General features: G+C 59.9%; 10 protein-coding genes and 1 riboswitch. Of the genes, 2 read left to right on the forward strand and 8 right to left on the reverse strand.

Annotated elements, in window-relative coordinates; all coding sequences use genetic code 11:
• Window positions 1-33 precede the first annotated feature (33 nt).
• The 7 genes from atzF to JWR17_RS16245 all read right to left on the reverse strand — a co-directional run bounded on the left by atzF (window position 34) and on the right by JWR17_RS16245 (window position 9,930).
• Window positions 34-1,851, reverse strand: coding sequence for an allophanate hydrolase (gene atzF, locus JWR17_RS16215; protein ID WP_299832951.1), 1,818 nt, complete (start codon window positions 1,849-1,851; stop codon window positions 34-36).
• A 28-nt stretch (window positions 1,852-1,879) separates the two neighbouring features.
• Window positions 1,880-5,548, reverse strand: a complete 3,669-nt coding sequence (gene uca, locus JWR17_RS16220; RefSeq protein ID WP_299832952.1) for an urea carboxylase — start codon at window positions 5,546-5,548, stop codon at window positions 1,880-1,882.
• Window positions 5,549-5,864: 316 nt separating this feature from the next.
• Window positions 5,865-6,497: an urea amidolyase associated protein UAAP2 gene (locus tag JWR17_RS16225; RefSeq protein ID WP_299832953.1), complete on the reverse strand. Its 633-nt coding sequence runs from the start codon at window positions 6,495-6,497 to the stop codon at window positions 5,865-5,867.
• Window positions 6,498-6,508: 11 nt separating this feature from the next.
• Window positions 6,509-7,234 carry an urea amidolyase associated protein UAAP1 gene (locus JWR17_RS16230; protein WP_299832954.1) on the reverse strand — a complete coding sequence of 242 codons (726 nt, stop codon included), beginning with the start codon at window positions 7,232-7,234 and terminating at the stop codon, window positions 6,509-6,511.
• A 12-nt stretch (window positions 7,235-7,246) separates the two neighbouring features.
• On the reverse strand, window positions 7,247-8,011 hold the full coding sequence (locus JWR17_RS16235) for an ABC transporter ATP-binding protein (RefSeq protein ID WP_299832956.1): 765 nt from the start codon (window positions 8,009-8,011) through the stop codon (window positions 7,247-7,249).
• A complete protein-coding gene (locus tag JWR17_RS16240) occupies window positions 8,008-8,823 on the reverse strand; it encodes an ABC transporter permease (protein ID WP_299832957.1) in 816 nt (271 codons plus the stop codon). Before JWR17_RS16240 ends, JWR17_RS16235 begins: the two co-directional genes overlap by 4 nt.
• A gap of 27 nt (window positions 8,824-8,850) precedes the next feature.
• Window positions 8,851-9,930 carry a putative urea ABC transporter substrate-binding protein gene (locus tag JWR17_RS16245; RefSeq protein ID WP_299832958.1) on the reverse strand — a complete coding sequence of 360 codons (1,080 nt, stop codon included), beginning with the start codon at window positions 9,928-9,930 and terminating at the stop codon, window positions 8,851-8,853.
• 59 nt (window positions 9,931-9,989) lie between these two features.
• Window positions 9,990-10,091: riboswitch (guanidine-I (ykkC/yxkD leader) on the reverse strand.
• 450 nt (window positions 10,092-10,541) lie between these two features.
• Here JWR17_RS16245 and JWR17_RS16250 point away from each other — a divergent pair.
• Complete coding sequence (locus JWR17_RS16250) at window positions 10,542-10,865, forward strand: hypothetical protein (RefSeq protein WP_299832959.1); 324 nt, start codon at window positions 10,542-10,544, stop codon at window positions 10,863-10,865.
• Window positions 10,866-10,873: 8 nt separating this feature from the next.
• A complete protein-coding gene (locus JWR17_RS16255) occupies window positions 10,874-11,203 on the forward strand; it encodes a hypothetical protein (protein WP_299832960.1) in 330 nt (109 codons plus the stop codon).
• A gap of 183 nt (window positions 11,204-11,386) precedes the next feature.
• On the opposite strand, the gene JWR17_RS16260 is transcribed toward JWR17_RS16255, so the two are convergent.
• A complete protein-coding gene (locus tag JWR17_RS16260) occupies window positions 11,387-12,499 on the reverse strand; it encodes an enoyl-CoA hydratase/isomerase family protein (protein WP_299832961.1) in 1,113 nt (370 codons plus the stop codon).
• Window positions 12,500-12,535: the final 36 nt, after the last annotated feature.

The following is a 12,535-nucleotide window of genomic DNA, read 5'->3' on the forward strand; positions in this document are numbered from 1 at the left end:
TGTGTATTCAATAAGTTGCGCTTTTAACAGGCGTCAGCTTTTGGTCTGCATATAAGCGCGCCATCCGCCTAAGTGGCTGATATCTATGGCGCCTTCGAGGCCATAAGGTTCGCAGATAAAACCGCTTTCCCAACGTCCATCCGCCAGTTGAACTTTGCCAAGCCCGAGCGGTGCGGGAATGCCGGTGAGGAACGAGCCCAATTCTGTGCTTGGCAGTTCCCATACTTCCACCGCGATGGCGACACCACCCTGTTCAACCCGGAGCATGCCCGGCCGAAACGGGGGGCCACCGGCCAACGCATAAAGTTGATAGTCCGCTGAGCTCTGGGTGACTTGCAGCAAACGAGCGCCGCGTTGTTTGAGCTGCCAGTTGAGGGCCAAACCGTCCAAGTGCGCGCCGCACACCACCAGCCGAGACATGTCGTTTCGTGCAGTGGTTGCCGGAGCCGACAGGCTCAGTGAATTATTGCCGATCAACGGCAAATGGGTCTGGCGTTGCAGGGCGTCGGCGAGGCTGAGCAAATAGTGGTCGGTGAACACGCGCCCAAACAACGTAACCCCCCACGGCAAACTGTTGCTCATAAAGGCGCTGGGCACGGCGACGGCGGCGTAATCCAGCAGATTGACGAAGTTGGTGTAGTAACCCAGTTCTGAGTTGCGCAGCACCGGTTCGGCCTCCAGTTCGGCCCGGGTGACGGGGCGCGGAATCGAAGGGGTCAGCACACAGTCGAGGTTTTTCAGGGCTGCGTCGCACAGCGCTTTGAGTTCTTGCAGACGGTATTGCGCACGGAATGTTTGTACGCCGTCCACGGCGGGCGCTTTGGCCAATACCGCACGAATGACCGGCAACACGGCTTCTGGCGTGGTTTCCATCAACTCCCCCGCGACGCTGTAGCGCTCCGCCACCCACGGGCCGTCGTACAACAAGCTGGCGGCTTCGAGGAAGGGTGACAGGTCGAGGATAACGGCTTCGCCACCGATGGCGACCATGTGCTTGATCGCGTCGTCGAACAGCTGAGGGCTTTCTTTGCAGCCAAAGAATTCCAGATCCTGCGAGCGAGGCACGCCAAATTTAAACGGACGTGGCGCGCCGAAGGCCGACGCGTCATTCCACATCGGGTTGCTGCGGCTGTAGGCATCACGGGGATCGAGGCGGGCAATCAGGCCAAGTAATTGACTGGCTTCCCGGGCAGTAGCGGTGAAGGTGCTGACGCAATCCAGCGTGCGACAGGCCGGAACGACGCCGCCGGTGGAGATCAAGCCTTTGCTGGCTTTCAGGCCCAACAGGTTGTTCAGCGCTGCGGGTACCCGGCCCGAACCGGCGGTGTCGGTGCCCAGGGAGAAGCTGGCGACGCCCAACGCTACGGCCAGCGACGAACCGGCGCTGGAGCCGCCTGACGGATATTCCATCAGCACACTGTTCGGGCAAGCGCCGTAGGGCGAGCGACCGCCGTTCAAACCGGTGGCGAACTGGTCGAGGTTGGTCTTGCCCATGGGGATCGCGCCGAGGGCGATCAGTTGCTCGACGACGGTCGCCGAGCGTTCGGGGGTATAGGCAAATGCGGGGCAGGCGGCGGTGGTCGGAATACCGGCCAGATCGATGTTGTCCTTGATCGCGAAGGGCACGCCGTACAGTGGCAAGTCTTTGAGTTCGCGGCCTTCCAACGCGGCCAGGTACGGTTCGATTTCGGCCACGCTCAGCAGGTAGATGAACAGGTGATAACTCGGGTTCAGCGCCGCGGCTTTTTCCCGCAGGGCGAGGACCAGTTGCCTCGGGGTGATAGCGTTGCCTTGATAGGCAGCACGGACGTTGTCGAGGCGTAAGTCAGTCAGTTGCGATGCATTAGTCATGGAAAATTCTGCCTAAAATGTGAGAAGTTCAGTCAGCTTTCAGAACCACGACCCGTTGCCCGGCACGTACCGCAGATCCGGGTTGTACGCGCACTTCGCTGACGGTGCCGGCCAACGTCGCCAGCAGGGGTATTTCCATCTTCATCGACTCCAGAATCACCAGCGCATCGCCGACTTCAACCCGCTGGCCGACTTCCACTTGCACTTGCCAGAGGTTGCCGGCGATGTGGCTGTCGATGCCGTGTTCGCCGGCTTCAAGGGGGATGTCGTCGGGGGCCGGAGCAGCGCCTTCATCGCTTTCGAAATTGGCCTGGCCGCTGGCGATCCAGCGCTCGCGTTCGGCGTTGAACGCGCCCTGTTGCTGGGCTCTGAAGGCGGCGATGCCTTCAGCTTCTCGGGTCAGAAACCCTTGGTAATCCGCCAGGTTCAGGTTGCTGTGTTCGATATTCAGCGAATATCGACCGAGGGGGAAATCTCGGCGGATGCGCAGCAGTTCTTCAGCACCGACCGGGTAGAAGCGGATTTGATCGAAGAAGCGCAACAGCCATGGCTTACCATCAAAGGCCGCCACTTCTCGGTAGCGGTTCCACATTTGCAAGGTGCGCCCGACGAATTGATAACCGCCGGGGCCTTCCATGCCGTACACGCACATGTAGGCGCCGCCGATGCCGACGGAGTTCTCGGCGGTCCAGGTACGTGCGGGGTTGTATTTGGTGGTGACCAGCCGATGACGCGGGTCGAGCGGGGTGGCGACGGGGGCGCCGAGGTACACGTCGCCAAGACCCATGACCAGGTAGCTGGCGTCGAACACTGTTCGCTGTACCTCGTCGAGGTTGGGCAGGTCATTGATGCGACGGATGAACTCCAGGTTGCTCGGGCACCACGGCGCGTCTTTGCGCACGGTGGTCATGTATTTTTCTATGGCCAACTGACACGCGGGGTCATCCCAGGACAATGGCAAATGGACGATGCGTGAAGGCACCTGCAAGTTTCTGCTGGCGCAGACGATTTCCCAGTGCTCGGTGACAATGCCTAGCAGATCGACGAGGGGCAGTTGCTCCGGGTGATAGTGCACTTGCAGGGAACGGATGCCCGGCGTCAGGTCAATCACACCGTGCAAGGCCCTGGCCTCTAGCGCCTGCATCAAGGCATGCCCACGGAAGCGCAGCACCAGGTCCAGTTCCGGTGCGCCGATCTCCAGCAGCAAATGGGTATCGCCGGAAAGGCGGGCCACCAGACGGGTGTCGTCCACACCGATGTCCAATACGACCGGACTGTGTAGGAGCGGGCTCGCCCGCGACGGTGCCAGCTCAGACACCGCGTCGCCTGCTTCGCCAAGAAGTTGGTTCCTACAGGGATCGATGTTGTCCTGGGATTTGCGTTCCCCCTGTAGGAGCGAACGTGTTCCGGCGGTGGCCAAGGCTCTGGCGGTTGCCAGGTCCACCGGATGAAACTGTACTTTATCCCCAGCCTTGAGCTGTCCCAACTGCCAAAGGTCGGCCTCGATAATGGTCACCGGGCACACAAAACCACCAAGGCTTGGGCCATCGGGGCCGAGGATCACCGGCATGTCGCCGGTGAAATCCACGGCGCCAATCGCATACGGGTTGTCGTGAATGTTCGATGGGTGCAGCCCGGCTTCGCCGCCATCAGCGCGGACCCATTCCGGCTTGGGTCCGATCAAGCGTACGCCGGTGCGGCTGGAGTTGAAATGCACTTCCCAGGGCGTCGAGAAAAACGTCTGCATGTAGCGCTCGGTGAAATATTCCGGCGCCGCATGTGGACCGTATATCACCCGAATCTGACGTACATCGAGCAAGTCATGAAGCTGCTCATCAGGCACACTCAACCCCACGCGGCGGTCACTCAATGGCGCGATATGCAACACGTCGCCAGCACGCAAAGCGCGGCCGCCATGGCCGCCGAATTGACCGAGGGTGAAGGTGCTTTTGCTGCCCAAATAATCCGGCAGGTCCAAACCGCCGCGCACACACAGGTAACTTCTCGCCCCGGCACCGGCAATCGTACCCAGCGCCAGGGTTGCACCAGCGGGCACCATGAACGCTGTGTTTAGCGCCTGCGGTTGGCCATTCAGTGTCACCGGAATCACTGCGCCGGTAATTGCCACCACCGCGTCGGTGTTGAAGCGCAGCAGTGGGCCGCTCATGGTGATTTCCAGCGCGGCGGTGCCTTCGGCATTTCCCAACAGGCGATTGCCGATGCGCAACGCCCGACTGTCCATCGGCCCCGACGGCGGCACGCCAACCGCCCAATAACCCAGGCGTCCCGGATAATCCTGCACGCTGGTTTGGGTGCCGCCACTCAGCACTTCAAACGTGTCGGCGCGGTACACCAACCCTTCCAGGCAACGGGTCCACGGTTGGCCGCTGGCGAACGGTGCGTCGACTAAAATCTGCCGCAAATAATCACGGTTGGTTTCGACGCCATATAAACGGCTGTCAGCCAACGCTTGCACAAGCCCAGCGCTGGCCTGATCACGGGTCGGCGCCCAGCTGATCAGCTTGGCGATCATCGGATCGAAGAACGGTGGAATCTCGCAACCGGCTTCAACCCAGGTATCAATGCGCAAGCTTTTGCCATCAGCCGCCGGAAAACTCACGGCGGTCAGCAAGCCAGGGCAGGGCTGAAAATCCCGGCCCGGGTCTTCGGCATATAGACGCGCCTGAATCGCATGGCCGTTAGCCTGTAACCCGGCCCTTAATTCAAGCAACGGCGGTAAATCTCCGGCGGCCAGTTGCACCATCCAACTTACCAGATCAACGCCCCACACCTGTTCGGTCACGCCGTGTTCAACCTGCAACCGAGTGTTCACTTCAAGGAAATAGAAGCGCTGATCTTCGCTGTCGAATACAAATTCCACGGTCCCGGCGCTGCGGTAGTTCACCGCTTTCGCCAGTTGAATGGCTGCTGCGCACAGCTCATCGGCCATGCCGTCGGGCAGGTTCGGCGCCGGGGTTTCTTCGAGGACTTTTTGATTGCGACGCTGCACTGAACAGTCGCGGACGCCAAGGGCGATGACTTCACCCTGGCCGTCGCCAAAAACCTGAACTTCCAGGTGCCGGGCGCGCTGGATGTACTTCTCGATGAACACCCCGGCGTTACTGAAATTGTTTTGTCCCAAGCGTTTCACCGCCTCGAACGACTCGCTCAGTTCTGCGGCGTTGCGGCACACGCGCATGCCAATCCCGCCGCCGCCCGCCGTGCTTTTGAGCATCACCGGATAACCGATGGGTTCTGCCGCGCTGAGGGCATCGTCAAGACTGTCCAGCAGCTCAGTGCCTTCGAGCATGGGTACGCCGTGTTGCCTGGCCAGCGCGCGTGCCGTGTGCTTGAGACCGAACACCCGCAGCTGTTCCGGGGTTGGGCCGACAAAGGCAATGCCGTGGTCTTCGCACGCTTGGGCGAAGGCCGCGTTTTCCGAGAGAAAGCCGTAGCCCGGATGAATTGCTTTGGCGCCGCTGGCTTTGGCGAGGGCGAGTATTTTATCCACCGCCAGATAGGTCCCGGCCGCGCCGCCTTCGCCGAGGCTATGGGCTTCGTCGGCTTGAAGGATGTGCAGGCTGGCGGCGTCGGCTTCGGAATACACCGCCACGCCCTTGACCTTCAGCTCGCGCAGGGTGCGCAGGATGCGGCAGGCAATGGCGCCACGGTTGGCAATCAGCAGTGTGTCGAACATGGCATAAACCCCGGAAACCGATGGCAGTTCGGTTTCTTACTGGGAAGCGGGCCGTCCCGCTATTGAACAATGCCTCGGGGCCGTCCCCGATGGCGAAACCTGAGTGCTATTTGTCTGCGTCCGCTTTTATGCGTAAGCGAGGACGTTTGCAGGAGCTGCCGCAGGCTGCGATAAGGTTGGAACAACCTTTAACGGTGTGACGAATGCGACCGGTCCCCGGTCGATCGCAGCCTGCGGCAGCTCCGACAGAGGCTCAAACATTGCCCCGAACGGCTTTGGCACAGGCGCAATAACCAGCGGCGCAACAACGAAAGTGTCAGTTCCATATCAGCAACTGCGCTGGCGTCGGGTTGTAGGCATTGCACGGGTTGTTCAATTGCGGGCAGTTAGAGATCAGCACAATCACGTCCATCTCGGCGCGCAGTTCGACGTACTTGCCGGGTGCGGAAATACCGTCTTCAAAGGTCAGCCCACCGTCAGCCGTCACCGGTACGTTCATGAAGAAGTTGATGTTCGGCCCGACGTCTTTTTTGCTCAGGCGACCATCGTGGGCGCACGCGCGCAGGTAGTTGTCGCGGCAGCTGTGCATGTGGCGTTTTTCCAAAGCGTAACGCACGGTGTTGCTCTCTTGCGAGCAAGCGCCGCCGAGGGTGTCGTGGCGGCCGCAGGTGTCTTCGACGATGGTCAGCATCGGCTTGCCGAGGTTGGAGTACAGCACGCTTCCAGCGCTCAAATACACATTGTTTTGCCGACGCAAGGTGCGCTGCACATCGTAGCGTTCACGGGGGTTGGCCGAACTGTAAAACAGTGTATCTACCGCTTGATTGCCGTCGAGGTCGAGGATACGCACGGTCTGCCCGGCTTTGACTTCCTTGAGCCACGGCTCGCCTGCGGGAATAGTCGCGTTATAGGCCGCTGCTTCAGGGTGTTTGGATGAAGTCATGTTCATGGTGACGATCCTCAGGCGAACAGGCGATCAGTGTTGATAAAGCCGCGCTCGTTTTCCGGGCGTGAGGTGCGGCAGTGCTCGGCGACGCTGGCGTCGGCGTTCATCCAGCTTAGGTGTATCGGCCTGGGGGCATAGTGCGGATCGGGGTCCATGGGGTGTTGCAGCGCGGTCATCACCACCAGCGTGTCCATGGGCGCGTACAGCTCGATGTAGTCACCCGCATTGGAATTGCCAGGGACGAAACGCAGCGCGCCGTTGTCGTCAACATTGACCCGGCTGAACAGGTTCAGGGTCATCAGCAGGTCGGACAAACCCAACCCCCATTTGCCCAACTCGACCAGCAAATTGTCGGTGCCGTTACGGAAGAAACCGTTGCGCAGTTCTTGATAGCGACCCTGGCCGTATTTTTCCGCGACTTCTTCGGCGCATAAAATCCCGCCAATGCTGTCGCTCCAACCGCAGGTGTCAGCGGTGATTGCGGCCAACACGTGACCCATGTCCGAGTACAAACAGTGGCCGTTGGTGAGCTTGGCGGTGTGTTGGCATTTGAGGCTGTCGGGCAGGTTCAGGCGTTCGGTTTTTTCGTTGGCGTTAAGCAACGTCAGGCTGACGTTGGCGCCGCCTTCGATGTCGGACAGGCGCAGCAGTTGGCCGCGCTTGAGCACGAATGAACGGTGGCCGCCGCCGGGAATAAGCTCTTCGGCGAACACCGGGAACAGGGTGGTTGAGTCAGTCATCTGTAAATTCCTTTAGACCGTTTGCAGCGAATCAATCGCGGCGCGTGCAGCGCGGCGGTCGCTGTTCAAGGGGATGTCGTAGGTAATGCGGGCGCCATAAGCGCTGGGCGCCTGAGGGTCGTGACGAACCTTGTCGAACACCAGCAGGCGTGTGCCCAGATTGAAGCCTTCGGACAAATCGTGGGTGACCATGAACACAGTCAGTCGGGTCTCGCGCCACAGCTCCAGCAGCAGGCCGTGCATGTCCTTGCGGATGCCCGGATCCAGCGCGCCGAATGGTTCGTCCAGCAACAACACTCGAGGCTGCATGATCAACGCCTGAGCAATCGCCAGACGTTGTTGCATGCCGCCTGACAGTTGCGTCGGGTATTTATCCAGTGAGTGCCCGAGACCGACCTTGTGCAACAACACGGCGGCCTGTTCCCGAGCCTCGCGTTTGGCCTTGCCGAACAGTCGGCCGAGTAATGCCGAGCGGGGCAATTCAAGGCCCAGCGCAACGTTATTCAGCACCGACAGGTGAGGGAACACCGAGTAACGCTGGAATACCACGCCACGGCTGGCGTTGGGTTCGCCAACCAAGGGTTTGCCGTCCAGGTGAATCTGCCCGCGACTCGGCACCTCCTGGCCCAACAGCAGACGCAGGAAAGTCGATTTACCGCAGCCAGAAGCTCCGACCAAGGTGCAGAACTCGCCTTCATCCACCGTTAGATTCAGCCCTTCCAGCACCGGCTGCCGGTCGTATTCCTGCCAGACGTTCTTCACCGAAATAAAGCTCATGCCCGCGCTCCTTCATACCAAGGGAATGCACGTCGGGTCAGCGCTTTAAGCCCCCAATCCATCAACCAGGCCAGCAAGGTGATCCACACCACATAGGGCAAAATGACGTCCATTGCCAGATACCGGCGCACCAGGAAAATCCGGTAACCCAGGCCGTCGGTGGAGGCAATGGCTTCGGCGGCGATCAGGAACAACCAGGCTGAACCCAGCACCAGCCGCAGAGCAATCAACAGACGCGGCAGCAGTTGCGGCAGGATGACCCGCAGGATCAAAGTCCAGGTCGAGGCGCCTAACGTCTGCGCCTTGATCAACAGCTCAACAGGAATCTCTTGGGCGCGCTGTTCCAGATCCCGAGCCAGAATCGGCGTAATACCAATCACTATCAGCATGACTTTCGACAGCTCGCCCAAGCCAAATACGATGAACAGAATGGGCAGAATCGCCAGAGGCGGCACCATGGACAGCACCGTCAGCAGCGGCGATAGCGGTGTCCCGAACATCGGCACGATGCCCGCCGCGATGCCCAGGCACAGCCCCAGCAACGCACTGATGCCCAAGCCGATGGCCAAACGCCGCAGACTGGAGCCGGTGTCTTGCCACAACAGATACTCGCCGGTACGCGGGTCTTCAACGAAAGCCATGCGCTTGACCGATTCCGTCATCTGTACGGCGCTGGGCAACAGCTTGTCGTTGGGGTTTTCCGTCAGCCGAGCTGCCGAACCCACGAAGTAGGCGAACAGCAGCAAGGCAAACGGCAAGATCACCAAAATCAGTCGACTGGCGCGATCCGGGCGGCGGTTTATCAAACGCATGGGCAATGACCTTTGGCTAAGACGCGATTACAGCTTGCCGTCGGCGGCCATCTGCACGTAGCTCGGATCGAAATGCAGCTTGAGATTGGCCTTGTCGCCACTGGTAACGCCGTTGGCGAACGACATGCCCACCGCGCCGGTGTCTTTGGCGCCTTGGCCCAGCAGCCCGTGCTGGAAAGAAAATTCAGCCACTTTGCGCATGGTCAACGGCAGTTGAGAACTGTTGGCGAACGCCAGGGCTTCTTTGGGCGTAGCGAACAATTTGGTGGTGTCCAGTTGCGATTGGAAACCAGCCAGATCAGTACCCGAGGCTTTGGCCATGTGCTCCAGCGCAGCGGTGCTGGCAGCGGATTTTTCGTTCATCAACGCCACCACTTCGAACCAGGCGCCGGTCAGTGCCTTGCCCAGTGCCGGGTTGTCTTTGAGGGTCTGGCTGTTGACCACCATCATGTCCATGATCTCGCCCGGGATTTTGCTGGAGTCGAACACTTCAGTCACACCCGGCCTGGCTTTGATGTCCGATAACATGGGGTTCCAGGTGGTGACCGCCTTCACTTCGTCGGTATTGAACGCGGCGGAGATGTCGGCGTCGGAGGTATTGACCACGGTCAGGTCTTTTTCCGAGAGATCAACGGTGTCCAGGGCCCGGGCCAGCAGGTAATGGGACACCGACAGCTCCACCAGGTTGACCTTCATGCCCTTGAGGTCGGTGATTTTTTTGCCGTCACCCTTGATCACGATGCCATCGTTGCCGTTGGAGAAGTCGCTGACGATCAGCGCAGTGCTGTCGACGCCGCCTGCTGCCGGGATGGTCAGGGCGTCCATGTTGGTCATGGTGCAGCCGTCGAACTGACCGGCGGTGTATTGATTGATGGATTCGACGTAATCGTTGATTTGAGTGACATCGATCTTGATGCCGTACTTCTTCGCCCACTTGTCGACGATGCCTTGAGCGCCGGCATACTCCCACGGCATCCAACCGGCATAAATCGTCCAGCAGACGTTGAAGTGTTGTTTCGGGGCGGCTTGGGCCGAGAGACTCAATGCGGCGACGAGGCCGGCAGCGAGCAAGGAAAACAGGCGGGGCTTGCGGGTGGTGAGCTGCATGTAGAGATCTCCAGTAGGAAAAAAGGCGAGCAGGAGGCACGTGACACCACTGGTGTCTTGTCTCCCGGGCTTTTATCCCGCCGTGTAACCTCTACTGGAGGTCGCCAACTCTCGGACCAGCCACTCGCATGAAGCGAGCCGGAACCCTAGTCGGCTATTGCAAATTGTGGTGCCGCGAACCTGTTTTAACTCCTGCACACAGAATCTCAAGCGAGAGCCGTGCCAAGTGGCGCCGAGCCTTATGGGTCGTGGCTTGGCGCATCCTCGGGCGCATTGTCTTAGCGTGGCGTGCCTCACGATGGTGCAAGTCCGCACCGGGCGAGGGCGCATTTTGTTACACATATCTCGGGATGTGGCGGCACCGAAACCTCTTATTACAGTCTTATTTATTGTCTGTCAGAGTTGACCGACGCCGACCAGCGTCGCTGGTTTGAGCTCTATAGCGGTCCGGGAGGCCGCCATGTATCGACAAACTTTGCTTATTGCTTTGCTGGGTTTGACGCTAGCAGGTTGTTACGCGGGACCGGATTATTACGACTCCGATGTATATACGGCGCCCGTGCCGGTGTACGGAGGCTATTACTACGGCACCGGTGGTTACGATCGTTACTATGGCCCCGGTTATGTCGTCGGCCAATCGCGTTATTACGGCTCGCGTCCCGGCTATTATCCACGCGGACCTGGTCCCGGTTATGGCCGGCCCGGCTACGGTAATGGCCCTTGGCCTGGCCGTGGTTATGCACCCGGTGGCGGTTATCATCCAGGCACCGGTCCACGCCCAGGTTCTAATTGGAGCGGACCACGTCCCGGCTATTCTGGCGGTCGGCCTGGCGGCGGCGGACACGGAGGTAGTCCAGGCGGTCACGGTGGCTCAGGTGGAGGAGGCCACGGTGGATCTGGTGGCGGTAGCGGTGGTGGCGGTAGGCGATAAGTAGGAGGCCCCATGAAGCAACGCTTATTAATGAGCCTTTCACTGACAGTGCTGGCAGCTAGCGCAGCTCACGCCGAAGGCTATGGTGCCGAGCATAACCACGGTCAGCCCGGCTCTGTGACGACCCCCATTTATGCCGCGCCTCGGCCCAGCTACGAAACGGCCCCACCGCGTATGGAGTCCACACCGCCAAGCGTGGACTCCCACCCGGCCGGGCAGGCGTGGGACCCGCGCTATCGCGGCAACCCCGGTTACCAACCGGGGCCACCGCAGCACTATGAGCGTCAGTACGATGGTCATTACGGCGCGGGCGGCGGACACGGTCCGTGGGACAGGCCTTGAAGCCCTTCGTGAGTACATCATTTCTGTCGCAATCAACGTGTTGGCGAGTGGCCCGACTCTCTGTGTCCGGCCAATCGATTCGCCAACGAGTTGGCTCCTACAGAGCTGTTTGCCAGCCCGAGGAGAGTGTGAATTGAACATTGGATTGCGGAACCATAAGACCCGCAACTCCATGGCCTCGCTTTAATACTCCGACAGATCCGCCAATGGATGCCGTCCTTCCCAGGCCTTGACGAAATGCGCATCGATCACCGCATCCGGAACGGTCGCCACGTCCTGCCAGTGCCAGTGGGGCTTTTGATCTTTATCGATCAAGCGCGCCCGAACGCCTTCGCTGAACTCCGGGTGACGGCAGCAGTTCAGGCTGAGGGTGTATTCCATCTGGAATACCTGCGCCAATGACATATGCCGGGCACGGTGAATCTGTTCCCACACCAGATGAGCCGTCAGCGGGCAGCCCTCGCTCAGATTTTTCGCCGCGCGGCTAAGCAGAGGATCATTTTGCGGATGCAACTGGGTAATCGCGCGCCAGGCGCTGGCCAGGTCGCCAACGTCCAGCAGTTCATCGATCTGTTGCCGACGCGGTAGCCACTGCGCTTCAGGCATTTGCTCGAGGGCTTCCTGTTGCAACGCTTTGAGCAAGCTGTTGAGTTGCGCCGAGGTTTGTTCCTGCCAATTCATTTGCAACAAGCCTTCGACCAATTCTTCTTGCTGCTCATCCAGCAAAAAACGATCAGCCAAGTCCAGGTCCAGTGCATCCCGAGCATTGATATGGGATCCGGTCAGGCCAAGAAACAGGCCCAATTTCCCCGGCAGCCGCGACAGGAACCAACTGGCACCCACGTCCGGGAATAAACCGATGCTGATTTCCGGCATCGCCAAGCGGCTGCTCGGGGTCACGATGCGAATATTCGCGCCCTGCAACAAACCCATGCCGCCGCCAAGCACATACCCATGGCCCCAGCAGATTAACGGTTTGGGGTAGGTATGCAGTTGGTAGTCGAGGCGGTACTCCGCTGCGAAAAAATGGGCAGCCAGCGGTGGGGCTTCGCCGGGATGCGCTCTACAGGCTTGTACCAGGCCGATTACGTCACCCCCTGCGCAGAACGCTTTGCCACCATTACCGCGCAGCAGCACACAGACGATCTGCGGATCGCTGGCCCACGCTTCCAAACGATCCGCCAGCGCTTTAATCATGGGCAGAGACAAGGCATTCAGGGATTTTTCCGCATCCAGACTGGCGATACCAATACGCGCGCCGTCTTGGGCAGGGAGTTCTTCAAATTGCAGATTCATCGTGACCTCTCGGGGGGCTGGGCGGTTATCCATGGA

Origin of the sequence: Pseudomonas sp. (assembly GCF_028293835.1) — a bacterium.
In the GTDB taxonomy this organism is placed as follows: Bacteria; Pseudomonadota; Gammaproteobacteria; order Pseudomonadales; family Pseudomonadaceae; genus Aquipseudomonas.